This window comes from Micromonospora sp. NPDC050397, assembly GCF_044901685.1.
GTDB lineage: Bacteria > Actinomycetota > Actinomycetes > Mycobacteriales > Micromonosporaceae > Micromonospora_G.
Map to the genome: position 1 here is coordinate 330312 of NZ_JBJDPS010000004.1, position 25778 is coordinate 356089.

18 protein-coding genes are annotated in these 25778 nt (G+C 72.8%); 12 read left to right on the plus strand and 6 right to left on the minus strand.

Annotated elements, in window-relative coordinates:
* Positions 1-9 precede the first annotated feature (9 nt).
* Genes ACI2K4_RS17225 through ACI2K4_RS17235 form a run of 3 tightly spaced genes read right to left on the minus strand, consistent with a single transcriptional unit; the run spans position 10 to position 4828 of the window.
* Positions 10-2466, minus strand: a complete 2457-nt coding sequence (locus ACI2K4_RS17225) for a DUF3488 and DUF4129 domain-containing transglutaminase family protein (RefSeq protein WP_404512395.1) — start codon at positions 2464-2466, stop codon at positions 10-12.
* Entirely contained in the window at positions 2463-3761 is a 1299-nt protein-coding gene (locus tag ACI2K4_RS17230; protein WP_404512966.1) for a DUF58 domain-containing protein, read from the minus strand. The genes ACI2K4_RS17225 and ACI2K4_RS17230 overlap by 4 nt, the downstream gene beginning before the upstream one ends.
* 2 nt (positions 3762-3763) lie before the next feature.
* Positions 3764-4828, minus strand: a complete 1065-nt coding sequence (locus ACI2K4_RS17235) for an AAA family ATPase (protein WP_404512397.1) — start codon at positions 4826-4828, stop codon at positions 3764-3766.
* Positions 4829-5263: 435 nt separating this feature from the next.
* On the opposite strand from ACI2K4_RS17235, the gene leuS reads away from it, so the two are divergent.
* Positions 5264-8119 (plus strand): leucine--tRNA ligase, encoded by a 2856-nt coding sequence (gene leuS, locus ACI2K4_RS17240; protein WP_404512967.1) that lies wholly within the window; start codon positions 5264-5266, stop codon positions 8117-8119.
* Between the two features lie 103 nt (positions 8120-8222).
* Here leuS and ACI2K4_RS17245 read toward each other — a convergent pair whose 3' ends face one another.
* Genes ACI2K4_RS17245 through ACI2K4_RS17255 form a run of 3 tightly spaced genes read right to left on the minus strand, consistent with a single transcriptional unit; the run spans position 8223 to position 10937 of the window.
* The gene (locus ACI2K4_RS17245; protein WP_404512968.1) at positions 8223-8975 is read right to left on the minus strand and encodes a TVP38/TMEM64 family protein; all 753 of its coding nucleotides are present in this window, start codon (positions 8973-8975) and stop codon (positions 8223-8225) included.
* The gene (locus tag ACI2K4_RS17250; RefSeq protein WP_404512969.1) at positions 8918-9676 is read right to left on the minus strand and encodes a type 1 glutamine amidotransferase; all 759 of its coding nucleotides are present in this window, start codon (positions 9674-9676) and stop codon (positions 8918-8920) included. The genes ACI2K4_RS17245 and ACI2K4_RS17250 overlap by 58 nt, the downstream gene beginning before the upstream one ends.
* Positions 9677-9689: 13 nt before the next feature.
* The gene (locus tag ACI2K4_RS17255; protein WP_404512970.1) at positions 9690-10937 is read right to left on the minus strand and encodes a MurT ligase domain-containing protein; all 1248 of its coding nucleotides are present in this window, start codon (positions 10935-10937) and stop codon (positions 9690-9692) included.
* 503 nt (positions 10938-11440) lie between these two features.
* On the opposite strand from ACI2K4_RS17255, the gene mraZ reads away from it, so the two are divergent.
* The 11 genes from mraZ to ACI2K4_RS17310 all read left to right on the plus strand — a co-directional run bounded on the left by mraZ (position 11441) and on the right by ACI2K4_RS17310 (position 25743).
* Entirely contained in the window at positions 11441-11872 is a 432-nt protein-coding gene (gene mraZ / locus ACI2K4_RS17260) for a division/cell wall cluster transcriptional repressor MraZ (protein ID WP_404512399.1), read from the plus strand.
* 206 nt (positions 11873-12078) lie between these two features.
* Entirely contained in the window at positions 12079-13203 is a 1125-nt protein-coding gene (gene rsmH, locus ACI2K4_RS17265) for a 16S rRNA (cytosine(1402)-N(4))-methyltransferase RsmH (protein WP_404512971.1), read from the plus strand.
* A complete protein-coding gene (locus tag ACI2K4_RS17270) occupies positions 13200-13943 on the plus strand; it encodes a hypothetical protein (RefSeq protein ID WP_404512401.1) in 744 nt (247 codons plus the stop codon). Before rsmH ends, ACI2K4_RS17270 begins: the two co-directional genes overlap by 4 nt.
* Before the next feature lie 2 nt (positions 13944-13945).
* Entirely contained in the window at positions 13946-16231 is a 2286-nt protein-coding gene (locus ACI2K4_RS17275) for a penicillin-binding transpeptidase domain-containing protein (RefSeq protein WP_404512403.1), read from the plus strand.
* 91 nt (positions 16232-16322) lie between these two features.
* The gene (locus tag ACI2K4_RS17280; RefSeq protein WP_404512405.1) at positions 16323-17849 is read left to right on the plus strand and encodes a UDP-N-acetylmuramoyl-L-alanyl-D-glutamate--2,6-diaminopimelate ligase; all 1527 of its coding nucleotides are present in this window, start codon (positions 16323-16325) and stop codon (positions 17847-17849) included.
* Positions 17846-19276, plus strand: coding sequence for a UDP-N-acetylmuramoyl-tripeptide--D-alanyl-D-alanine ligase (gene murF / locus ACI2K4_RS17285; protein WP_404512407.1), 1431 nt, complete (start codon positions 17846-17848; stop codon positions 19274-19276). The genes ACI2K4_RS17280 and murF overlap by 4 nt, the downstream gene beginning before the upstream one ends.
* The gene (mraY, locus tag ACI2K4_RS17290; RefSeq protein ID WP_404512409.1) at positions 19273-20379 is read left to right on the plus strand and encodes a phospho-N-acetylmuramoyl-pentapeptide-transferase; all 1107 of its coding nucleotides are present in this window, start codon (positions 19273-19275) and stop codon (positions 20377-20379) included. Before murF ends, mraY begins: the two co-directional genes overlap by 4 nt.
* A gap of 319 nt (positions 20380-20698) precedes the next feature.
* Entirely contained in the window at positions 20699-22120 is a 1422-nt protein-coding gene (locus ACI2K4_RS17295) for an FtsW/RodA/SpoVE family cell cycle protein (protein ID WP_404512972.1), read from the plus strand.
* Complete coding sequence (murG, locus tag ACI2K4_RS17300; protein WP_404512411.1) at positions 22120-23226, plus strand: undecaprenyldiphospho-muramoylpentapeptide beta-N-acetylglucosaminyltransferase; 1107 nt, start codon at positions 22120-22122, stop codon at positions 23224-23226. Before ACI2K4_RS17295 ends, murG begins: the two co-directional genes overlap by 1 nt.
* 31 nt (positions 23227-23257) lie before the next feature.
* Positions 23258-24748 carry a UDP-N-acetylmuramate--L-alanine ligase gene (gene murC / locus ACI2K4_RS17305; RefSeq protein ID WP_404512413.1) on the plus strand — a complete coding sequence of 497 codons (1491 nt, stop codon included), beginning with the start codon at positions 23258-23260 and terminating at the stop codon, positions 24746-24748.
* Between the two features lie 257 nt (positions 24749-25005).
* Positions 25006-25743, plus strand: coding sequence for a cell division protein FtsQ/DivIB (locus tag ACI2K4_RS17310; protein WP_404512973.1), 738 nt, complete (start codon positions 25006-25008; stop codon positions 25741-25743).
* Positions 25744-25778 lie beyond the last annotated feature (35 nt).

Genomic DNA, 25778 nt, shown 5'->3' on the forward strand with positions numbered 1-25778 from the left:
ACCCGCCCGCTACCGGGCTGCCCGATTGGCGAGCAGTCGGCGTGGGCTCCACCGCAGGAGCCCGTCACGGAACTGCCCGACGGCGGCCACGAACCGTTCGGAGGCGTCCATCACCGCCACCCGCCAGTGCAGCAGCACCGAGGGGGGCAGCACCGCCGCCACGAGCCGGGTCCGGCGGTCGGCGCGCGCGGCGAGCGACTGACGTACGGTCCGCAGCGCCGGGTTCAACTCCCCGCCGGTCAGCGGCGTACGGGCGTAACGGGCCCGCTCCTCCGCCCGGCCGAGCAGTCGGGCGGCCTCGTCCCCGCTGGCACCGAGCCCTTCGGCGGCCAACCGCTCGGCGGTGGCCCGGGGCGTCTCCGTCCGGTCCACCTCCACCCGGAAGTCGACCATCGTGTCGATCAACTCGTCCCAGGCGGCGTGCGCGTCCGCTCGGGCCCGGTCGGCCTCCGCCCCGGTCACCACCACCTGGATCACGCCCGGTGGCGGGTCGCCCCCGGCGACGGCCGCGTTGGTCGCGGTGTTCGTCAGCAACTGTCGCCGACGGCGCAGCGCGGACCGGCGCAACGCCGGTACGGCGAGCAGGAGCAGCAGCGCCAACACCCCGCCCGCGGTCCACCATGGCCAGGTGCTCTGGCTGGCGGCGGGCGAGTCCCCGCCGACCAGGTTCCCGTCGTCGAAGCCTCGGTCGAGCCGGTCGTCCGGAGCCGCTCCCGCCGTGGGGTCCGCCCCCGGTGCCGTGCTCGGTGCCGGGGCCGGCGCGACCGGGTCCGGGGCGTCGGTGTCCGGTGCCCAGTCGGTACGGGTCGAGCCGGTCACGTTCGCCGCCGGGGTGGCGTCGAACGGCACCCAACCGACACCGTTGAAGTAGACCTCGGTCCAGGCGTGCATGTTCAGGTTCGTCAGTGTGTACGTGTTCTCCCGGCGGTCGCCGCCGACGGTGAAGCCGAACGCCACCCGGCTCGGGATGCCGGCCTGCCGGACCAGCCAGGCCATCGCGCTCGCGTACTGCTGGCAGAAGCCGACCTTGTTGGTGAGGAAGTTGACGATGTCGTCGTTGCCGGTCCCACCCTCGGTGGTCAGGCTGTAGCTGAAGCCGTTGTCCCGGGAGAAGTAGTCGTAGATCGCCCGGACCTTGGCGTAGTCCGTGGTCTTGCCCTGGGTCAGCCGGCCGACCAGCTCCTCGACCTGCGGCACCGGCGGCACCTCGGCGAACTGCTTGCGGATCGGGTCGGTGGGCTGGAGCGGCTGGACCGACTCCAGCACCTTCTGCGTGTAGGTGGCCCGGACGTAGTCGAAGGCGTACTTCTTGCCCTTGGACTGCCGTCGGTTCGAGAAGACGACCTGCATGCCCCGGTCGTAGAGCCAACTGTTGTCGACGTTCGAGAACCCGATCGGGTTGGCGTAGATCGGCAGCAGCGGCATGTTGAAGTTCGCCACCTCGACCTGTGCCCGGTAGGTCTGGAACGAGACCCCGGGAGCCGGGTTGGCCCTCGGGTCGGGCAACTGGTTCAGCGGCGAGCCGGTCGGCGCGCGGTCCTCGAAGCCGGACGAGCGCACCCGGTCGGCCGTACCGAACCGCAGGTAGAAGGGATCCTCCTCGTTGGTGGTGACCTTGACGTAGTCGGTCACCGCGGTCTGGTTGAGCTGACCGCGCAGCGCCGAGAAGAGTTGGACCCCGCCGCCCGGCCCGCCCCGGCCGTTGCCCTCGCCGAGCCCGGTGCCGGTGTTGGTGAAGCGGTTGAGCAGCCCGTCGGTCATCTGCGGCGCGGCCAGCGGCAGCAGCACCGCCAGCACCACCCCGACCACCGCGAGCCGGCGACCGGCCGCCGCCAGCGGCGACGGTTCCCAGATGTCGACGTCGCGGCCGTCGCCGGTGAACCGGCGACCGAAGTGCCGGACCCGGTTCACGTTGTCGGCGGCCAGCAGCCAGAGGAAGCCGACCGCGCCGACCACGAACGGCAACGCCGGCACGTTCTCGACGTAGACCGCCACCGGCACCGAGTAGATGGCCAGCATCGGCAGCCCGGCCAGCGCCGGCCGGCGCAACCCGACGGTGAGCAGGTCCACCACGATCGCGACCCCGCCCACCCCCAGCACGGTGACGAAGAGCAACGGGTCGGTGTCGGGCACCTTCACCCCGTACGACCGCATGTCCGCCGCCGAGTTGCTCAGCAGCGCGCCGAAGTGGGCGAACGTGTCCGGCGTGGGGATGACGCCGAGCAGCTCCCCGTCGCCGGGGAAGAGCCAGGTCAGCCCGAGCAGCAGCGCGCCGAGCATGCTCAGCACCTGGGCCCAGACCGGTGCCCGCAGCGACCGGGTCAGCGTGGCCACCCCGGCGATCATCGCGACCACGATCGCCGAGTCGAGCAGCCAGGTCCACCGTTCGAAGATGGCCGACAGCGGCGCTGCCGCGAGCAGGGTCGCCGCAGCGGCGACGAACCCCAGGTGACGGCGTCCTCTCATCGCATCCCTCCGGCTACCGTCTCGGCCATCGCGGCCCGCCAGGCGAAGCCCTGCGAGCCGCGGGCGGCCTGCGGCCACAGCGCCGGCAACCGGCTGCCGTGCTCGACGCCGATCACCCGCCAGCCACTCTGCATCAGCGCCAGCACGGCCGCGCCGTGGGCGTGTTCGGCCTCCGCCCGTGCCGGTGCCGGCAGGGTGAGCCAGGTGCTGCTGTCGACCAGGAAGGCCAGGCAGGTCGCCCCGTTGCCGCGCAGGCCGCCGAGCACCTCCGCCTCGGCCGTGCTCAACGCGCCCAGGACGGCGATCACCAGACCGCCGTCGGAACGCTGCCGTACCTGCTCGACCAGGGTGGCCACGTCACCGCGCTGGCTGAGCCGTACGTCGGCGAGGTGGTCCAGCAGCAGCCCCTCGCCGCCGCCCTCGGTCGCGTCGGCGTCCATCCCGGAGCCGGTGACCAGCCGCAGCTTGTAGCCGGACTGCCGCAGGTGTACGGCGACACTGGCGACCGCCGAGACGGCCCACTCGAAGCTGGCGGTCGGCCCCTCGCCCCGGTGCGCCACCGCCCGGGTGTCCAGCACCACCGTCGCCCGGCTCTCCCAGGGCTGCTCCTCCCGCCGGACCATCAGCTCGCCGGTCCGGGCGGTCGACTTCCAGTGCACCCGGCGCAGGTCGTCGCCGCGCCGGTACTCCCGGGTGGCCGCGTCGTCCTCGCCGTGCACCGCCACCGACCTGGCCCGGCTCTCGCCGGCACCGGCGTACTCACCGGCGAGGCGGACCGTGGGCAGGGCGGTGACCTGGGGGATGACGGTGAGCCGGTCGACGCTGGGGAAGGCCCGGGTCAGCTCGCAGAGCCCGAACGGGTCGGTCAGCCGGACCACCAGCGGGCCGACCTCGTACCGGCCGCGTACGTCCGCGCGAACCGTGTACGCGACCGAGCTGGCCTGGTGCGCGCCGAGGCGTTCCAGCACCACCCGGGGCCGGCTGCCCAGCGCGTACGGCAGCCGGTCCTCCAGCAGCAGCGTCCCGGTCGGCAGCCGGGACATGTTCTGCAGGCGCAGCACCACCCGGGAGCTGGCGCCGATCGGCACCCGTTGCGGCTCGAGCGAGCGGCTACAGGCCAGCTTGTAGCGGCTGCGTCCGACGTACGCCGCGGCCAGCAGGGGCAGGACCGCGAGCAGCACCGCCACCCGGAGCAGGTCCCGCTCGCCGAGGATCGCGGCGGAGATCGCCGCCGCCACCGCCGCGGCCAGGAAGGACCGGCCGCGGGTGGTGAGGCCGCGTAGTGCCTCGCGCACGGTCACCGCCTCCGCGGCTCGTACTGGGATCGGCCCTTGCCGTCCGGCGGGGTGGCGGGACGGGTGTCGTACTGCGAGCGCTGCTGCCGTTCGTGCGGCAGCGGCAGCCGGTGCACCAGGTCGGCGACGACCGCGTCGGTGGTCCGCCGGGCGAGCTGCGCGTCCGCCGTGGGGATGACCCGGTGGGCCAGCACCGGAACGGCGAGGGACTGCAGGTCGTCCGGGAGGACGTAGTCGCGACCCTCCAGGGCGGCCACCGCGCGGGCGGTGCGCAGCAGTTGCAGGGTGGCCCGGGGGGAGGCGCCGAGGCGCAGGTCCGGCGCCTCGCGGGTGGCGGTGACCAGGTCGACCGCGTACTGCTTGACCGCGTCCGCGACGTGGATGTCGCGTACGGTCGCGATCAGGCGACGTACGGTGGCGGCGTCCGCGACCGGCTGGAGCGCGCGCAGCGGGTCCACCCCGCCGTGCCCGTCGAGCATCGCCAGCTCCGACCCGGCGTCCGGGTAACCCATCGCGATCCGGGCGGTGAACCGGTCGCGCTGGGCCTCGGGCAGCGGGTAGGTGCCCTCCATCTCGATCGGGTTCTGGGTCGCGATCACCATGAACGGGGTCTGCAACTCGTAGGTCACCCCGTCGACCGTGACCTGGCGCTCCTCCATGCACTCCAGCAGGGCCGACTGGGTCTTCGGCGAGGCGCGGTTGATCTCGTCGCCGACGACCAGGTTGGCGAAGACCGCGCCCGGCTTGAACTCGAAGTCGTGCGTCTCCTGGTTGTAGACACTGACCCCGGTCACGTCGCTCGGCAGCAGGTCGGGGGTGAACTGGATGCGTCGCACGGAGCAGTCGATCGATCGGGCCAGGGCCTTGGCGAGTTTGGTCTTGCCGACCCCGGGGACATCCTCGATCAGGAGATGGCCCTCGGCGAGCAGGACGGCGAGCGCGAGCCGTACCGTCGCGGTCTTGCCCTCGATGACCTGTTCGATGTTGGCCACGACGGCTTCGCTGGCGGTACGGAACTCGTCGGGCTGTAGCGCGCCGCCCAACTCGTCCCACGTCTGTTGTGTCACGGGCCTCCTCCTCGTCGCTGCACGGCTTTCTCTGTCCAGACCTGCTGGGCCGGCCGAAAGGTTCACGGGAAAATACGCACGCCGGGCTCGCCCGGATCACCCGCTTGGAATCAGGCTAGCCGTAACTCGCGCTCGCGCCGACCACACGTCGGTCCTGCTGACCGCTCGGCCCCACCACGCCGACCGGGCAACCGGGCGCGACAGCCCGTCGGCCGAGGGCGTAGACTAGCCGGTATGGCCCGGGCCTACCTGCTCCTTAGCGAGCCGTGCTGACGCTGACTGGCGCGACAGCACGGCTGCCCCTCCTGCGTGAGGGGCTTTTTTGTGCCCGAAAAAAGCATGCCTGAAATACCGAACGCGCGCCCGCGCAGATGTGCAGAGCGTGCCCGGCGAGACCCACGACGGTGAGCGCGGCGAGGAGACGACATGAGTGAGATGGCCGAGGCGGCGGCGGACACCCCGCCCTACCGGTACACCGCCGGGCTGGCCGGGGAGATAGAGCAGCGCTGGCAGGACCGCTGGGAGAAGTGGGGGACCTTCCACGCGCCGAACCCGGTCGGACCGCTGGCCGACCCGGAGCACCCCCGGGCCGGGGCGGAGAAGCTGTACGTACTGGACATGTTCCCGTACCCGTCCGGTGCCGGGCTGCACGTCGGGCACCCGCTGGGCTACATCGGCACCGACTCGTACGCCCGCTACCAGCGGATGGCCGGGCGCAACGTGCTGCACACGATGGGCTTCGACGCGTTCGGCCTGCCGGCCGAGCAGTACGCGGTGCAGACCGGGACCCACCCCCGGACCACCACCGAGGCGAACATCGAGCGGTACCGCGCGCAGCTACGCCGGCTGGGCATGGGGCACGACGACCGGCGTTCGGTGGCCACCATCGACGTCGACTTCTACCGCTGGACCCAGTGGATCTTCCTACAGATCTTCAACTCCTGGTACGACCCGGCCGCCCGCCGGGCCCGGCCGGTCGCCGAACTGGTCGCCGAGTTCGAGGCCGGCACCCGGCCCACCCCGGACGGCCGGGCCTGGTCCGAGCTGACCGGACCGGAGCGGCGCGTCGTCGTCGACGACCACCGGCTGGCGTACGTCTCCGAGGCGCCGGTCAACTGGTGCCCGGGGCTGGGCACGGTGCTGGCCAACGAGGAGGTCACCGCCGACGGTCGCTCCGACCGGGGCAACTTCCCGGTGTTCAAGCGGAACCTGAAGCAGTGGAAGATGCGGATCACCGCGTACGGCGACCGGCTGCTGGCGGACCTGGACCGGCTGGACTGGCCGGAGCCGATCAAGCTGATGCAGCGCAACTGGATCGGCCGCTCGACCGGGGCGCACATCGACTTCCCGGTCGCCGCCCCGGTCGAGACCGGCGCGGAGGTGGAGCCGATCCGGGTCTTCACCACCCGGCCGGACACCATCTTCGGCGCCACCTACGTGGTGCTGGCGCCCGAGCACGAACTGGTCGACCTGCTGGTCCCGGCCGCCTGGCCGGAGGGGACGAAGGACGCCTGGACCGGCGGGCACGCCGACCCCGGGGCCGCCGTCCGGGCGTACCGCGAGGCCGCCGGTGCCAAGACCGACGTCGAGCGGCAGGCCGACACCAAGGAGAAGACCGGCGTCTTTGTCGGGGCGTACGCCACCAACCCGGTCACCGGCGCGCCGATTCCGATCTTCGTCGCCGACTACGTGCTGGCCGGTTACGGGACCGGGGCGATCATGGCGGTGCCCGGTCAGGACGAGCGGGACTGGGCCTTCGCGGAGGTCTTCGACCTGCCGATCGTCCGTACCGTGCGGCCGTCGGCCGGCTTCGAAGGCAAGGCGTACACCGGCGACGGCCCGGCGATCAACAGCAGCGCGCCGGAGCGCGGCCTGGACCTGGACGGCCTGGCCGTGGCGGAGGCCAAGGCGAAGATCATCGAGTGGCTGGAGGCGAACGGGCACGGCCGGGGCGCGGTCACCTTCCGGCTGCGGGACTGGCTGTTCAGCCGCCAGCGCTACTGGGGCGAGCCGTTCCCGATCGTCTACGACGAGGCCGGCACCCCGATCGCGCTGCCGGAGTCGATGCTGCCGGTCGAGCTGCCCGAGGTGGAGGACTTCGCGCCGCGCACCTTCGACCCGGAGGACGCCGACTCCAACCCGGAGACCCCGCTGTCGCGCAAGGCCGACTGGGTCGAGGTCGAGCTGGACCTGGGCGACGGGCCCAGGCGCTACACCCGCGAGACCAACGTGATGCCGCAGTGGGCCGGCTCCTGCTGGTACGAGCTGCGCTACCTGGACCCGACCGACTCCGACCGGTTCGTCGACCCGACCAACGAGCGCTACTGGATGGGCCCGCGCTCCGACGGCGACACCGGCGGCACCGACCTGTACGTCGGCGGCGCCGAGCATGCGGTGCTGCACCTGCTGTACGCCCGGTTCTGGCACAAGGTCCTGTACGACCTGGGCCACGTCTCCTCGGTCGAGCCGTTCCGCAAGCTGTTCAACCAGGGCATGATCCAGGCGTACGCGTACACCGACGAGCGGGAGCGGTACGTCGAGGCGGCCGAGGTGGTCGAGCGGGACGGCTCTTGGTTCCACGGTGACAACCAGGTCACCCGCGAGTACGGCAAGATGGGCAAGTCACTGCGGAACGTTGTCACGCCGGACGACATGTGCGCCGCGTACGGCGCCGACACCTTCCGGGTGTACGAGATGTCGATGGGGCCGCTGGAGGTCTCCCGGCCGTGGGAGACCCGGGCGGTGGTCGGGTCGTACCGGTTCCTGCAACGGGTCTGGCGGGCCCTGGTCGACGAGCAGAGCGGCGCGTCGCGGGTGGTGGAGACACCGGCCGACGAGGCGACCCGGCGACTGCTGCACAAGACGGTCGACGGGGTGCGGGCCGACATGGACGCGATCCGGTTCAACACCGCGATCGCCAAGCTGATCGAGCTGACCAACGGGCTGACCCGGCTGGCCGGCACGCCCCGCGAGGTGGCCGAGCCGCTGGTGCTGATGCTGGCGCCGTTCGCCCCGCACATCGCCGAGGAGCTGTGGCAGCGGCTGGGCCACGACACCTCGCTGACGTACGCGTCGTTCCCGGTGGCCGACCCGGCGTTGCTGGTGGCCGACACGGTGACGTACCCGGTGCAGATCAACGGCAAGGTCCGGGGCCGGGTCGAGGTCGCCGCCGACGCGGCGGAGGAGACCGTACGGGCCGCCGCGCTGGCCGAGATCGCCGACCAGTTGGCCGGCAAGGAGCCGCGCAAGGTGATCGTGGTGCCCGGCCGGATGGTCAGCGTCGTCGCCTGACCGGGCCGGTCCCACGCCCCGGGCGCGGTGACGGAACGAAGGGCGGTCGTCCCGAGCGGACGGCCGCCCTTCGGCGTGCGAGAACCGGTTACGCCGGCCGCGTTCAGTCCGGTGCGGCGGCGGCCGACCGCTGGCGGTGGGCGCGTTCGGCCCGGCGCCAACGGGCGACCAGTACGGCGGCGGCGACCAGGCCGAAGCTGGCCGGCGCCACCGCCAACCAGTTGAACTCGTCCGGGTCCGCCACGGCGGCACCGATCGCGGCGTAACCGAAGGCGGACGGCACCGAGGCCAGCACACTGCCGACCAGGAACGGCAACACCCGCGCGCCGGTCGTCCCGTAGCCGTAGCTGACCAGCCCGAACCCGCCGACCGGCAGCAGCCGTACGGTGATCACACCGAGCACGCTCTGCCGGCTGAACCAACCGTCCAGCCGGGCCAGCCGGCCGCGTACCCGTTCGGCGACGAAGTCGCGGCCGAGCATCCGTCCGACGGCGAAGCCGAGTCCGGCCGCGACCAGCGCGGCGGCCAGGGTGTAGCCGGCGCCGCCGAGCGGGCCGAAGAGCGCGCCCCAGGCCACGGTGATCAACGTCCGGGGGACCAGCGCCACCATCAGCAGCGCGCCGCCGAGCACCGCCGCCACCGGAGCGGCCGGGCCGAGCCGGTCGACCAGACGCGGCGCCGAGGCCAGGTCGGGTTGGACGACCAGCAGGGCCAGACCGAGCAGCCCGAGCAGGAGCAGCAGCGACCCGAACCGCACGACCGACCGCTGCCGCAGCAGCCGCCGGAGGTGCGGGAGGGTCACGACCGGGCGGCGGCCACGCCGGCCACCCGCTCGGCCCGCAGTCGCTCCTGCCAGCTGTCGTCGAGCGGCGGCAGGTTGTTCATCCCGGTGGCCCAGCGCAACAGCAGGTCGGCCAGGGCCGGGTTGCGGGCCAGCGCCGGACCGTGCGAGTAGGTGCCGAGCAGCTTGCCGCGCCAGGCGCCCTCGCTGCTGCCGTCGTTGCCGATGCCGGTGCTGACCCGGGCCAGCGGCGAGACACCCGGGCCGAGGTGGGTACGCCCACCGTGGTTCTCGAAGCCGCTCAGCGGCGGCAGTCCGAGGCGGGGGTCGATGTCGCCGGCCAGTTCGCCGACCGCCCGGGACTGGCCCCGGTCCGAGTGCAGGTCCAGCAGGTCCAGGCCGGCACACTTGGCGCCCTTGGCGAAGAACGAACCGCCGAGGAGCTGGTAACCGGCGCAGACCGCGAAGACAACCGAACCCTGGGCGACCGCCCGGTGCAGCCCGCCGTCGGCGATCAGCCGCTGGGCGCCGAGCTGCTGCGGCCCGTCCTCGCCACCGCCGAGCAGGTAGATGTCGGCGACGGTGGGCAGTGGCTGGTCCGAGCGGACCTCGACGGTCTCCACCGGCATGCCCCGCTGCTGCGCCCGGCGGGCCAGGATCAGCATGTTGCCCCGGTCGCCGTAGGTGGAGAGCAGGTCGGGGTAGATCCAGGCGATCCGCAGGGTGCTCTCCGAGCCGCTCGGCGAGCCGGTGGCGTAACCGCTGGGCTGGTTCACCGGGAAGTACGAGTTAGTTGACACGGTCCAACTCCGCTCGGATGTCCTGGAATGCGGTGTAGTTCGCGATCACCTCAAGCCGCCCCGGCGGCACCGCCGAGACCGCCTCGGAGAACGTCTGTACGTGCCGGAACGGCACCCCGTTGACGTCCAGCCGGACCGCCAGGTCGTACGCCCGGTCGCCGGTGATCAGCACCTGCCGGCCGCGCAGTGGCGAGAAGTCCACGTCGAACAGCCACGAGGTGTCCAGCCCGTCGGGGTCCCGCGCGTTGATGGAGAGCAGCGTCGGCGCCTCGTCGGCCATGTCGAACGCCTCCAGCCAGCTCGCCGGGTTCTTCGCCAGCAGCAGCCGGATGTTGCGTCCGGTGCGGACGACCTGGGCGTACCGCCCGGCGACGGAGGCGACCCCGCCGAGCCGGGAGACCGCGTCCGCCGGCCGTACGCCGAACTCGGCGGCGACGGCGAGCGCGGTGGCGGCGTTGCCGAGGTTGACCCGGCCCGGGAGTTGGAGCACCACCTTGTGCCAGGCGCCGCCCGGGTCGACCACGCCGTCGTCCTCGACCACCCACTGTGGCTCCGGTCGACGCAGCCAGCAGCCGGTGCACCACCACTGGTCCTGGGCGCGCTCGATCGGGGAGCCGCACTCGGGGCAGACCCACGAGTCGTCGTGCCAGCGCTGCCCGGCGCTGAACCAGCTCACCGCCGGGGTGTTCAGCGTGCCGCTGCGCTTCTCCGGCGGGGTCGCGGCCCAGACCACCATCGGGTCGTCGGCGTTGGCGACCACCCGCATCTCCGGGTAGCGGACCAGCGCGGACCGCCAGAGCTGGGCCATCATGCTGACCTCCTTGGCCCGGTCGAGCTGGTCCCGGGAGAGGTTGAGCAGGGCGACCACGTGCGGTTCGGTGGCCTCGAGGACCTCGGGCAGGTAGTGCTCGTCGACCTCGAGCACGGCATAGGGGGTGCTGCCCGCCTTGGCCAGGGCCGAGGTGTGGCCGGTGGGCATGTTGGCACCGAAGGAGTTGGTCGCCACCGGGCCGAGCACACCCACGGCGGCGGCGCTCAGCCGGGTGGTGGTGGTCTTGCCGTTGGTGCCCGAGATGAGGGCGATGGCCCGGCCGGCGGAGAGGTGCGCCAGCAGGTCCGGATCGATCTTGAGCCCGATCCAACCGCCGATCACCGATCCGTCGCCACGGCCGGCGGCCCGGGACAGCGCCGCCGCGGTGCGCGACACGGAGCTGGCCACCTTCGCCCGCAGGGGCATTCTCGCGTCCGTCACTCGAGCGAGGTTACCGGACAGCGAAGGCGCCCAGACCGTCGCACGAGGCGTTCGGTCGGGCCCCACCCTCCGACCGGCCCGGTCGTGACCCCGGGGGTACGTCGCACGCCGCTCTCCACCGTCGTCTCCCTCCACCTTTTCCCCCCACTTTCCTCCACCGTCGACCGGTCCGCCTCCCAACCGGACGTACGGCTTCGGGCAAATCGGGTACGTCGACCGCGCGACGGGCGCTGCGGCGGCGTACCGGGCGTTGCATTTGATCTTTGTCGGAAAGCGGACGCGGGGCGGGCCCCCGGCGCCCCTCCACTTCGCACCACCCCCTCTGACGTGCTGTTTTACGAATTACGCCGTCGTGGTTTCCACGCGTTTCCGGTTGCGGGTGGAGGGAAGTGGAGTAGAGTGGGGCGCATTGGTGGGGCCGGGAGGGCCTGCCGGCCCGGGGGACAGCGGCGCCGCGAACGCCGCTGGAAGGGCGAGGGGGTTGAGCCGTGTTTCTCGGCACGCACACCCCGCGCCTGGACGAGAAGGGTCGGCTGATCCTTCCGGCGAAGTTCCGGGACGAGCTGGCGGGAGGTGTCGTGATCACGAAGGGGCAGGAGCGCTGCCTGTACGTCTTTCCGACGCCCGAGTTCCAGCGGATCGCGGACCAGTTGCGTGAGCAACCCATGACACACAAGGCGGCGCGGGCCTACAGCCGGGTGTTCTTCGCCAGCGCCCACGACGAGGTGCCGGACAAGCAGGGACGGGTGACCATACCGGGCCACCTGAGGGAGTACGCCGCACTCGACCGCGATCTCGTGGTCATCGGGGCGAGCACCCGGGTGGAGATCTGGGACAAGCGGGCCTGGGAGACCTACCTCGCGGAGAGCGAAGACGACTTCGCCGACATCGAGGAGGGGGTGTTGCCGGGCGGGCTGTAGTGCGGGCCGACGCGCCTGACGTACTGCGAGATCTCCAGCCGCTCCTGTTCCTGGCGCCTCTTCCCCGGTGCCAGGCGCGCGATCCGGCGACCGGCCTTACCAGGGGCGGGTCGGCGGGCCAGAGCGGATGGGGATCTGGCGGTATGACGAGCGGTTGACAGCATACAGACGTGAACAGACAAGGAAGCCGGTCAGTGGGGGTCGACATGGGGGAGCTGCGGGGCACACACGTGCCGGTGCTGCTTGAGCGGTGTCTCGAGCTGCTCGCCCCCGCGCTGGACCGGGGCGGCCCCACGATCCACGTCGATGCCACGCTCGGCCTGGCCGGGCACGCCGAGGCGGTGCTGGCGGCCCACCCGGAGACCATCCTGATCGGCCTCGACCGCGACTCCGAGGCGCTGGCCCACGCCCGCGCCCGGCTGGCGCGCTACGCCGACCGGATCCACCTGGTGCACGCGGTCTACGACGAACTGCCGGAGGTGCTCGACCGGCTCGGCCATCCCCGGGTGGACAGCCTGCTGTTCGACCTCGGGGTGTCGTCGCTGCAACTCGACGCGCCCGACCGCGGGTTCGCCTACGCCCAGGACGCGCCGCTGGACATGCGGATGGACCAGACCCGTGGGGTGACCGCGGAGGAGATCGTCAACGGCTACCCGCACGGCGAGCTCGCCCGGGTGCTCAGGGTGTACGGCGAGGAGCGGTTCGCCGGGCGGATCGCCTCGGCGATCGTCCGGGAGCGGGAACGGTCCCGGATCACCTCCTCGGCGTTCCTCGCCGAGCTGGTCCGGGACTCGATTCCGGCGGCCGCCCGACGGACCGGCGGGCACCCGGCGAAAAGATCGTTTCAGGCGTTGCGGATCGAGGTAAACCGGGAGCTGGCCGCGCTGGAGACGGCGCTGCCGGCCGCGCTGGACGCGCTCGCCGTTGGTGGTCGGCTGGTGGTGCTCTCGTACCACTCGCTGGAGGACCGGATCACCAAACAGGCGTTCGCCGGCCGGGCCCGCAGTACCGGCCCGGTCGACCTGCCGGTCGAACTGCCCGGCACCGGTCCGACGCTGCGGCTGCTCAGTCGGGGCGCCGAGCTGCCGAGCGAGGCGGAGGTGGCCGCGAACCCGAGGGCCGCGTCGGTGCGGCTGCGGGCGGCGGAGCGGATCGACCCCGACCGGGCGGTCGGGCCGGAGGGGACCGGCCGCGAGCGGTCCCGCCAGCGGGTGAAGGCGTTGCACATCCCCGGTGCGGTGGCGCCGGGACGGTCCAACGTGGACCGGCAGAAGGGGCCATCGGGGCCAGGGGACGCAGACGGAGCGGAAACAGAGGGGGAGGGATCATGAACGTCAACAAGCGCGACCACCGGGAACACGCCGGAGCGGAGCCGCGCACACCGCGGTCGGGGGGCCGGACCGCGGCGGAGCGGGTCACGACAGAGCGGATCACCCGGACGGCCCGGCCGGTGCCGGGCCGGGAGACTCGTGCCCGGGGGGCGCGCGAGTTTCCGACGCAGGGCAGTTACCCGATCCAGGGAAGTGCGGCGCTGCGCGCACCGGAGCTCTCCTCGGTGGCGGTACGCGACACGGCCGCGCGCGAAAGCGCCCGGGCGGCGCACCCGGCCGGCGGCGAGCGCTCCGGCGCGGCGGCGGCCCAGCGGGCCGGCAACAGCGCCCGCGAGGCGCACCCGGCGGGCACCGGGCGCACCGAGGCACCCCGGCTGCGGGTCGCGCCGCCGCTGCCGGTGAGTGTGCCGAGGGCCCCCTTCGTCGGGCTGATCCTGGCCATGGTGGTCGGCGGGGTGCTCGGGGTACTGGTGGTCAACACCAAGATCAACGAGAACGCCATCCGGCTGGACAAGCTGGAGAAGGAGCAGGCCACGCTCGACCTCCAGCAGCAGCAGTTGGACCGGGAGATCGCCGACGCCAAGGCGCCGGGCAACCTGGTCGCCGAGGCCCGCAAGCTGGGTCTGGTGGACTCCGGTCGGCCCGCCTTCATCCGGCTGCCGGACGGCCGGCTGATCGGGGTGCCGAAACCGGCCGCCGGCCAGCCGGCGATCACGAGTCAGCAGAACACGGGGGGTTAGCGGTGGCGTCACGCTCCGATGAACCGCGCCGGGACGGGTCAGCGTCCCGGCGCGGTGCGTCCGCGACCGGTTCGGAGCGGGACAGCGGCGGTTCCCGGGGCGCCGCCGCGCGCGGGAACGCCCGGGGAGGCGCCCGGGACACCGGTGGACGGGGCCGGGGCGTCGAGCCCGAGAGCGACCCCGGTCTCGGCGGGATCTCCGGGGCGCGCGCCTACACCCCCCGAGGTCGTACCGTGCGGGACGCCCCGGAACTGCGGCGTACCCCCCGTTCGACCAGGTCGTCGGACCCGTTCCGGCCCGCGTTGCAGGTGCTCGACGGGGGTCGGGGGGCTGCCGGGCGCACTCGCCGCGAGCCGGTCGAGCCGGCCACCGGTGCGCGCGCCGGCACCGGCACGACCGTGCCGCCGCGCGCCGCCCGCGCCGCCGACGTGGCCAAACCGATGCCGGCACCCCGGCGTCGACCCACCGCCACCGCCGGTCGTCGTGAACCCGGCACCGGCCGGGCCGGCGCCGCCCCGGTTCGGCCGCCGCGCAAACCCCGGCGTCCGCCCCGGCTGGCGGATTCCGGCCGACGGCTGCGCCTGGGCACGCTGCTCGCGCTCGCGCTCTTCGCCACCATCGGCATCCGGCTGATCGTCCTGCAGGTGGTGCAGACCCCGGCGTACGCCGAAGGGCTCGGCGACCGGTACCGGCCGGTGATCCTCTCCGCGCCCCGGGGCGGAATCTACGACCGTTCCGGGGCGTTGCTGGCGCACAGCGTCGACGCCCGGTACGTCTCCGCCGACCCGAGCCTGGTCAAGGACGTGGCGGGCACAGCCGACGCGCTTTCCCCGCTGCTCGGCATCCCCCGGTCCAAGCTGATCGAGGACCTGAACAAGAAGACCCGGCCGGACGGCAGCGTCTCCCAGTTCCAGTACCTGGCCCGGGGCGTCGAGATCCCGATCGCCAAGAAGATCACCGAGCTGAACCTGGCGGGCATCTACACCGACCTGGACGAGCGGCGTGAGGTGCCCGGCGGTGGTGACGTGGCGGCGAACCTGATCGGTTTCATCGGCGAGGACATGAACGGCCTGGAGGGGATCGAGGCGCGCTACGACGACCTGCTGCACGGGGTCGACGGCAAGCGGGTCTTCGAGGTCGGGCACGGTGACCTGGGCACCGCCATTCCGGGCGGGTACGACAAGGTGACGCCGGCCAAGCCGGGCAACTCGCTGGTGCTGACCATCGACCGGGACCTCCAGTTCGAGTGCCAGCGGATCCTCAGCGCGGCGGCCAAGGAGGTCAAGGCCAGTGTCGCCGCCGCCGTGGTGCTCGACGTGCGTACCGGTCAGGTGCTGGCCCAGGCGAGCCATCCGACGTACAGCGCCGCCGACTGGAAGAAGAGCGCGCCGACCGACCGGGAGGACGCGGCGACCAGCTTCGTGGTCGACCCCGGCTCGGTACACAAGGCGATCACCTTCGCGGCGGCGTTGCAGGAGGGTGTGGTCAAGCCGGGCGACACCATCAGGGTCGACCCCAGGGTCCGGATCGGCGGCAAGCTGTTCGAGGACACCCACTACGCCCCGCCGGGCACCAAGATGAGCCTGCCCGGCATCCTGGCCTACTCCTCCAACGTCGGCACGATCCGGGTCGCGGAGAAGCTCGGCGCCCAGAAGCTCTACGAGTACCAGCGCAAGTTCGGGCTCGGCGAGGCGACCGACGTGGGGGTGCCCGGTGAGGCGACCGGTCGGGTGCTGCCGCCGGACCAGTGGAGCGACTCGTCCTACGGGTCGATCCCGATCGGGCACAGCGTCGACGCGACCCCGTTGCAGATGGCCGCCGCGTACGCCGCCATCGCGAACAACGGCACCTGGGTCCAGCCGCAGTTGATCAAGGAGACGATCGCCCCCGACGGCACCCGTACGCCGGCCGAGGCACCGAAGACCCGGCAGGTGATCAGCCCCGAGACCGCCGCCACGCTGCGGGAGATGCTGGAGGCACCGGTGGTGGTGCCGGACGCCACCGGCGTCAAGGCGCGGATCTCCGACTACCGGGTGGCCGGCAAGACCGGCACCGGCCTACGCGTGGTCGACGGCAAGTACGCCCCGGGTGAGGTGGCGTCGTTCATCGGCATGGCTCCGGCGGAGAACCCGAGGTACGTCATCGCGGTCTTCGCGTACACACCGGGTGGCGGTGGCGGGGACGTTTCCGCCCCGGCTTTCCAGAAGATGATGAACTTCACCCTGACCCATTACCGGGTTCCTCAAACGGGGACCAAACCGCCGAAGTTTGTTGTCTATCCCCGCTGAGCGGCCATTACGGGACATCATCGGTGGGTGCGGGCAAACCACCGGGGCGGCTGTGCGATGCGGGTCCGTCGACCCGGTAGGGTCTGACGCCGTGCCCGGCAATCCACGTCCACGCACGGTGAATCCGACCCGGTTCCGCGAACTCGCCGACCGGCTCGGGATCGAACCGCCCGACGTCACCGACCTGGTGGTGACCGGGGTGACCCACGCCAGTGGTGAGGTCCGTCCCGGTGACCTCTACGCAGCGTTACCCGGAGCGCGCCGTCACGGCGCCGAGTTCGTCCCGGCGGTCGCCGCAGCCGGTGCGGTGGCGGTGCTGACCGATCCGACGGGGGCGCCCGCAGCCGCCGAGGCCGGACTCCCGGTGCTGGTCGTACCGGACCCGAGGGCGGTGCTCGGCACCGTCGCGGCGGCCGTCTACGGGCACCCCACCGACGGGCTGATCATGATCGGCATCACCGGTACGGCGGGCAAGACCTCCACCGCGTACCTGGTCGAGTCCGGGCTGCGCGCGGCGGGACACGTCACCGGCCTGATCGGCACGGTCGAGACCCGGCTCGGCGACCTGAGCCTGGACAGCGTCCGTACCACCCCGGAGGCGACCGACCTGCACGCCATGCTCGCCGCCGCCCGGGAACGCGGGGTGACCGCGGTGGTGATGGAGGTGTCCAGCCACGCGCTGGCCATGGGCCGGGTCGGCGGGGTCCGGTTCACCGCCGGCGGCTACACCAACTTCGGCCAGGACCACCTGGACTTCCACGCCGACGCGGCGGACTACTTCGCGGCCAAGGCGCAGCTCTTCGACGGCCGCTGCGACGTCGAGGTGCTCAACCTCGACGACCCCGCGCTGCGCCCGCTGTTCAAGCCGGCCACGGTCAGCTACTCGGCCGCCGGGAACCCGGACGCCACCTGGCGGGCCACCGGGATCACCGGTTCCGGCTACGCCCAGCGGTTCACCGCCGTCGGCCCGGACGGGCTGGCCCGCGCGGCCACGGTAGCGCTCCCCGGCCGGCACAACGTCGCCAACGCGCTGCTGGCGATCGCCCTGCTGACCGCCGCCGGGGTGGACCCGGCGACGGCGACCGCCGGGGTGGCCGCGTGCACCGGCGTACCGGGCCGGCTGGAACTGGTCGAGGCGCCCGGCCCGGTGCGCGGGGTGGTCGACTACGCGCACAAGCCGGACGCGGTGGTGGCCGTCCTCGCCGCCCTGCGTGAACTCACCGTGGGAGGTGGCCGGGTGATCTGCCTGATCGGTGCCGGTGGTGATCGGGACCGGCAGAAGCGACCGGTGATGGGCGCCGCCGCCGCGCGCGGCGCCGACCTGGTCATCGTCACCGACGACAACCCCCGGACCGAGGACCCGGCCGCGATCCGGGCCGAGGTGGTCCAGGGCGCGGTCACCTCCGGCGGCGGGGCGCGGATCGTGGAGATCGCCGGCCGGCGGGCCGCCATCGACGAGGCGGTCCGGATCGCCGGCCCCGGCGACGTGATCGCCCTGCTCGGCAAGGGGCACGAGCGGGGGCAGGAGGTCGACGGCCAGGTGCACCCCTTCGACGACCAGGTCGAACTGGTCGCCGCGCTCACCGCCCGCTTCGGTCACCTGGCGGAGCGGTCATGATCGCCCTCACCCTGGCCGAGGTGGCCACGGCCGTCGGCGGACGGCTGGTGGCGGCGGATCCGACCACCCGGGTCACCGGCCCGGTCGAGTTCGACTCGCGCAAGGTCGAACCCGGGTCGCTCTTTGTCGCGTTCCCCGGCGAACGGGTCGACGGGCACGACTACGCGGCCGCCGCGATCGAGGCGGGCGCGGTCGCGGTGCTCGGCACCCGGCAGGTCGACGGGGTGCCGATGGTGCTGGTCGACGACGCGCTGACCGCGATGGGACCGCTGGCCCGTACGGTGGTGGACCGGCTGTCCGAGCTGACCGTGATCGGGCTGACCGGCTCGTCCGGCAAGACCAGCACCAAGGACATGATCGCCCAGTTGCTGGCCCGGCTCGGCCCGACCGTGGCACCGCCCGGCTCGTTCAACAACGAGCTGGGGCACCCGTACACGGCGCTGAAGTCCGACGAGCGCACCCGCTTCCTGGTGATGGAGAAGGGTGCCCGGGGGCCGGGACACATCCGCTACCTGACCAGCGTGGTGCCGCCCCGGATCGGGGTGGTGCTCAACGTCGGCACGGCACACGTCGGCGAGTACGGCGGCTCGGTCGACGGGATCGCCGTGGCAAAGGGCGAGCTGGTCGAGGCGCTGCCGGCGCGTGCCGACGGCGGGGTCGCGGTGCTCAACGCCGACGACCCCCGGGTACGGGCGATGGCGGCGCGCACCACCGCCCGGGTGGTGCTGGTCGGCGAGGCCGACGACGCCGAGGTGCGCGCCACCGGGGTGACCGTGGACGGGCGGGGCCGCCCCGCCTTCGTCCTGGTGACACCGGAGGGCAGCGCGCCGGTCCGGCTCGGGCTGACCGGTCGCCACCAGGTCGGCAACGCGCTCGCGGCGGCCGCCGTGGCCCGTGAGGTCGGGCTGCCGCTGGCCGACCTGGCGACGGCGCTGGGCGAACTGCGCCCGGCGTCGACCCGCCGGATGGATGTCTTCGACCGCCCCGACGGGGTGACGGTCATCGACGACTCGTACAACGCAAATCCCGCCTCCATGTCGGCCGCGCTGCGCGCGCTGGCCGATCTCGGGCGGGACCGCCGGACTCTCGCGGTGCTCGGCTACATGGCCGAACTCGGCGAGTTCGAGCGGCAGGGACATGATGAGGTCGGCCGGCTCGCGGCCGACCTGGCTGTCGACCGGCTCTTCGTGGTTGGTGAGTCGGCGGCGCCGATCCACCACGGGGCGTCGGCGGTGAAGACTTGGGGAGGAGTGTCGGTGCTGGTGACCGATCAGGCGGAGGCGGTGGCCGCGGTGCGGGCCCAACTGCGCCCGGGCGACGTGGTCCTGGTGAAGGGCTCGCGCTACCGCACCTGGGAGGTGGTCGACGCGTTACGCGCGGACGCCGCCACGGCGACCGGGAACGGGACCGAAGGGGTTAGCGCGTGAGGGCGGTCATCGTCGCCATCGGCGTGGCCTTCCTGGTGTCGCTCTTCACGACACCGTTGGCGATCAAGGTGTTCACCCGGCTCAAGGCGGGGCAGCCGATCCGGGCCGAGGGTCCGGTGATGCACCAGGGCAAGAAGGGCACCCCCACGATGGGCGGGGTGGTGTTCATCATCGCCACGGTGGTCGCGTACGTCGCCGGTCACCTGGCCCTGACCACCCTGCCGAGCCAGCAGATCGCGCAGGTCCAGCCGACCATCACCGCGCTGGTGCTGCTGGGCCTGATGGTCTTCTCCGGCGCGGTCGGGTTCATCGACGACTTCCTGAAGGTCCGCAAGCGCAACAGCGCCGGGTTGAACAAGCGCGGCAAGCTGCTGGGACAGATCCTGGTCGGCGCGGTGTTCGGGGTGATCGCCCTCTACTTCCCGAGCACGAACGGGCAGACGGTCGGTGCCACCACGCTCTCGTTCATCCGGGACATCGACGCGCTGGAGATCGGCAAGATCGCCTCGGTGGTCATCTTCATCTTCGTCGTGATGGCCTCGACCAACGGGGTGAACCTGACCGACGGGCTGGACGGCCTGGCCACCGGCGCCTCGGTGATGGTGCTGGCGGCGTACGCGCTGATCGCGTTCTGGCAGTACCGCCACTGGTGCGCCGACCCCGACTACAACATCAGGCCCTCGATCTACTGCTACGAGGTACGCGACCCGTTGGAGATCGCGCTGATCGCCGGAGCGGCGGCCGGTGCCTGTGTCGGGTTCCTCTGGTGGAACACCTCGCCGGCCCGGATCTTCATGGGGGACACCGGTGCGCTCGGCCTCGGTGGCCTGATCGCCGGCATGGCGATGTCCACCCGGACGGTGCTGCTGCTGCCGATCATCGGTGGTCTCTTCGTGATCATCACGATGTCGGTGGTGATCCAGATCATCTCGTTCCGCACCACCGGCAAACGGGTGTTCCGGATGTCCCCGCTGCAACACCACTTCGAACTCGCCGGGTGGAGCGAGGTCAATATCGTGGTCCGGTTCTGGATCATCGCCGGGATCGGTGTCGCGATCGCGTTGGGCCTGTTCTACAGCGACTTCCTCGCCGCGGTCACCTGACCGGAGCGCCGTACCGACCCCCCCGGACACGCCACGCGCCGCGCCCACCGGTTCCGACCGGTCGGCGCGGCGCGTGCGGTAGTGGCCCGGTGCCGGTGCGCCCCCCACCCCGACACGCCGACCGACACCTGCGGTGAGCGGGCGCGGTGAGCGTCGATGATGGGCCGATGACTGCGCTGGGGGAGGCCGAGGGGTCGGCGAGATGACGGGCGAGCAGCCACGGAACCCGGCCGGCGGCGGACGTACGCCGGGACCGGCCGGCGGCACCCGGCCCGGACCGGCCGCCACCACCCGGACCGACCTGGACCTGGCCGGCGGCCTGGCCGCGCTGCGCGGCCTGCTGGACCGCCCGCTGGCCTCCTACTACCTGCTGCTCTCCAGCGCCGGTCTGCTGCTGGTGATCGGGTTGACCATGGTCTTCTCGGCGACCAGCGTCCGGGAGTACGCCGACGGCGGCAACGCCTTCGGCGCGCTGGCCAAGCAGACCCTCTTCGCGCTGATCGGGCTGGTCGCGTTCTGGGCCTGCCAGCGGCTGCCGGCCCGGACCTTCCGGGCCCTGGGGCGGCCGGTGCTCGGCCTGGCGGTGGTCCTGCTGCTGATGCTGAGCGGGTTGCTGCTGATGCAGAAGGCGGCCGACCTGCCGGCGGCCAGGCTCGGGCCGCTGGAGGCGAGCCTCAACTGGCTGCACGTCGGTCCGATCCAGTTCCAGCCGTCGGAGCTGGCCAAGTTCGGGCTGGTGCTCTGGGGGGCCGACCTGGTCGCCCGCAAGGGGGCCGCGCTCGGCTACTGGCGGGAACTGGCGCTGCCGCTCTTCCCGGTGGTCGGGCTGCTCTTCGTGCTGGTCGGCTTCAACGACCTCGGCACCATGCTCTGCCTGCTCTCCCTCCTGGTCGGCCTGCTCTGGGCGGCCGGGGTCCGGCTGCGGGTCTTCGCCACCCTCTCCCTGCTCGGCCTGGCCGGGGTCGGGCTGCTGGTCGCGGCGGCCTCCGGCGGTGGCGGGTCGGGCGCCGACGGCCAGCCGAACTACCGCTGGGAACGGCTCACCGCGTTCATCGACCCGCCCGCCGACTGCGGCGAGCAGGCCTGCTACCAGGCCCGCCAGGCCCTGGTGGCGATCGACCACGGCGGCTGGTTCGGGGTGGGGCTCGGCCGGGGCACCGCCAAGTGGGACTGGCTGCCGATGGCGCACAACGACTTCATCTTCGCCGTCGTGGCCGAGGAACTGGGGGTGATCGGGTGCGGCGTGGTGCTCGCCCTGTTCGCCGTGCTGACGTACAGCTGCCTGCGGATCGCCCGGCGGGTGGACGACCCGTTCCGGCGGCTGGCCGCAGCCGCCGCGACCACCTGGCTGGTCGGTCAGGCGATCATCAACATCGGCGGCGTCACCGGGTTGCTGCCGATCACCGGTCTGCCGCTGCCGTTCATCTCCGACGGCGGAAGTGCCCTGGTCGTGACGCTGGCCGCGATCGGCATGCTCGCCTCGTTCGCCCGGGCCGAACCGGACGCCGCCCGAGCCCTGAACGCCCGCCCGCCGGCCAGGTGGGTACGACTAGTCTGGGCCCCGTTGCCGCCGCTTCCGACGGGCCGCCGGGCGGGCACCAGTCCCGCCCCGGCCGCCCGTGATGCCCAGTCCCGATCGGGTAAGCGGCGCGACGGGCAGGCCCGACCGGATGGCGGACGGGCGGCGGCTGGTCGGACGGCACGTGAGCGTGCCGGTCCGGCGAACGAGAGGAGACGCTGATGGGTCCGCTGCGGTCGGTGGTGCTTGCCGGAGGTGGCACCGGGGGGCATATCTACCCGCTGCTGGCCTTCGCCGACTGCCTGCGCCGTCACGACCCGGGAGTCCGGATCACCTGCATCGGCAGTTACCGGGGGCTCGAGAACGAGCTGATCCCGCCACACGGCTACGAACTGCGCCAGATCCCGGCGCACCAGTTGCCCCGGTCGGTCAACGTCAACCTGATGCGTACGCCGGACCGGATGTGGAAGGCCGCCCGCGCCGCCGGCAAGGTGCTCGACGAGGTGATCGCGGACGTGGTCGTCGGCTTCGGCGGTTACGTCTCCGTGCCGGCGTACCTGGCCGCCTGGCGGCGGGAGACGCCGATCGTGATCCACGAGGTGAACGTGCCGCCGGGGGTGGCGAACCGGCTCGGGATGAAGTTCACCAAGCACGTCGCGGTCGGATTCCCGCACCAGCCGGCCCAGGCCGAGTCGCTGCGCGACGCCCGGGTGGTGGGCGTACCGCTGCGCCGCAGCATCACCGGGCTGAACCGGATCGCCCAGCGCAACTCCGCCCGCGCCCACTTCGGACTCCGGCCCGACCTGCCGACCCTCTTTGTCTCCGGCGGCTCCGCCGGGGCCCGCTCGATCAACCTGGCCGTCGCCGGGGCGGCCAAGGAACTGTCCCGGGCCGGGGTGCAGGTGCTGCACGTGATCGGCGCGCGCAACGAGCCGGTGTCGATCCCGACCGACCTGCCGGTGCCGTACGTGACCGTGCCCTACCTGTCGGACATGGAACTCGGCTACGCCGCCGCCGACCTGATGCTCTGCCGGGGCGGGGCGATGACGGTCGCCGAGGTCTCCGCGGTCGGGCTGCCGGCGATCTACGTGCCGTACCCGTACAGCAACCAGGAACAGAAGCGCAACGCGCTGCCGGTGGTCGAGGCGGGCGGCGGTCTGCTCGTCGACGACGGGGAGCTGACCCCGGGCTGGGTGGAGCAGAACGTGCTGCCGTTGGCCCGCGACCCGCGCCGGCTGGCCGAGATGAGCAACGCCGTCGGCGGTTACGGCCGGCGCGACGGCGACGAGGCGTTGCTGGACTTCGTCTACGAGGCGGTGGGTCGGTGAGCCGGCGCACCGCGAACGGAAGGTTGGCCCTATGAACACCGCGCAGTCCAGCCCGGCCGGTACGGTCGCCGCCGAGGACCTGGGCACCGTACACCTGATCGGGATCGGCGGGGTCGGCATGAGCGGGGTGGCCCGCCTGCTGCTGACCCGGGGCATCCCGGTCTCCGGCAGCGAACTGCGGGAGTGGCCCGCGCTGGCTGCCCTGCGCGCCCTCGGCGGCACCATCCACATGAGCCACGAGCCGGCCAACCTCGACGGTGTGGACACCGTGGTCTACTCCACCGCGATCCCGCAGGACCACCTGGAGATGGTCGAGGCGCGGCGGCGCGGGCTGCGGGTGATGCACCGCTCCGAGGCGCTGGCGGCGGCGATGACCGGCCGGCGGGCGATCGCGGTCGCCGGCACCCACGGCAAGACCACCACCACCTCGATGCTCACGCTGATCCTCCAGCAGGCCGGCGAGGACCCGTCCTTCGTGATCGGCGGGGAGATCTCCGAGGTCGGCTCGAACGGCCACCACGGCAGCGGGCAGTACTTCGTCGCCGAGGCCGACGAGAGCGACCGGTCCTTCCTGCTCTACCGGCCGTACGTCTCGATCATCACCAACATCGACGAGGACCACCTCAACACGTACGGCGACTACGCCGGGCTGGAGGCCGGGTTCGGCGAGTTCGCCCGGCTGACCGACCCGGACGGCTTCGTGGTCACCTGCGCCGACGACCCGGGCACCCGCCGACTGGCCGAGGCACTGCGGGCGGAGGGCCGGAGCGTCTTCACGTACGGGCTCTCCGCCGACGCCGACCTGCGGCTGTCCGAGGTGGCCTCGTCGGCCGCCGGGGCGCGTTACCTGGCCAACCTGGACGGTGAGTCGCTGGGCGAGATCCAACTCCCGGTGCCCGGCCGGCACCTGGCGCTGAACAGCGCCGCCGCCGTGCTGACGGCGGTGAAACTGGGCCTGCCGCTGACCGCCGCGGTGACCGCGCTCGGGGCGTTCCCCGGCGTACGCCGCCGGTTCGAGCGCAAGGGCGTGGTCGGCGGCGTGCTGGTCTACGACGAGTACGCCTACCACCCCACCTCGATGACGGCCGCGTTGCAGACGCTGCGTGAGGTCGCCGGGGAGGGACGGCTGGTCGTGGTCTTCCAGCCGTACCGGGTCTACCGCACCCGTGACCTCCAGGAGCAGCTCGCCGCCGCGCTCGGCATCGCCGACGAGGTGGTGATGCTGGAGGTCTTCGGGCCCGGCGAGGTGCGCCAGCCGGGGGAGGGCGCGGCGGCGTTGGTCGCGGCGGTGCCGCTGCCGGCGGAGCGGAAGATCTTCCTGGAGTCCTGGGAGGACGTGCCGGCCGAGGTGGTCCGGCGGGCCGGCGCGGGTGACGTGGTGGTGACCATGGGCGCGCCGCCGATCTCGTTGATGGGCGACGAACTGCTCGCCGCCCTCACCGAGGCGTCCGGGGTGACGGACGCCGGGCGCGATCCGGTCACCGCTCCCGGACCGGTCGGATCGACCCCTTCCGACGCGTGACACCGGGTACGCCGCGCGGCCGGGCCACCGGGGCGGGCTCCGGCTCCTCCGGCTCGCCCGGCCGGGGCGGTTCCGGCTCGTCCGGGGGCTCCGGCACGCCAGGCCGGGGTTCGGGCTCCGGCTCCGCCGGCACCCCCGGCCGGGGCGGCGCCAACTCTTCCGGCACCCCCGGCCGGGGCGGCGCCAACTCTTCCGGCTCGCCCGGTCGGGGCGGCGGCGGGTCGGGCGGTCGTACCGGGGCCGAGCGGCGCTGGCGGCTGGTCCGGGCGAACAGCGACGCGGTGCCGCCCTCGGCCCGCCGGTTCATGCGCCGGGCCCGCCAGCGGCGGTTGCGGGCGGCGATGCCCTGGGCGGTCGCGGCCGGCGTGCTGGTCGTCGCCGGACTGGTCACCTGGGTCGTCTACGGCACCTCGCTGTTCGGCGTCGCCGAGGTACGGGTCACCGGCGCGACGCTGACCACTCCCGAGCAGGTACGCCAGGCGGCCGGGGTGCGGGCGGGCCTTCCGCTGGCCCGGGTGGACCTCGACCGGGTACGCGACCGGGTCGGCGAGCTGGCCCCGGTCGAGCGGGCGTCGGTCTCCCGGCACTGGCCCGGCGCGCTGCTCATCGAGGTGGTCGAACGCACCCCGGCGGCGGTGGTGCCGCAGGGCGGGCAGTTCGCGGTGGTGGACCGGTCCGGGGTGGTGTTCCAGACGCTCGCCCAGCGACCGGCCGGGCTGCCGCTGGTCCGGGTGGCGCACCCGGGGCGCCAGGACGCCGCGACCGGCGCCGCGCTCGAGGTGGTGGCCGTGCTGACCCCACAGTTGCGCGAGCGTTTGGTCGAGGTCGCGGTGGAGGGCCCGGCCCGGATCGTGGTCAAGCTGCGTGAGGGCCGGACCGTGGTCTGGGGCGACGCGACGCGCAGCGCCGACAAGGCCGCCGTGGCGAGTGCGTTGCTCGCCCAGGACAGCGACACCATCGACGTGAGTGCACCGGACGTGGCGACCATCCGCTGAGTCCGGTACGCGGTTCGCCGGAGCCGGCCTTCGCC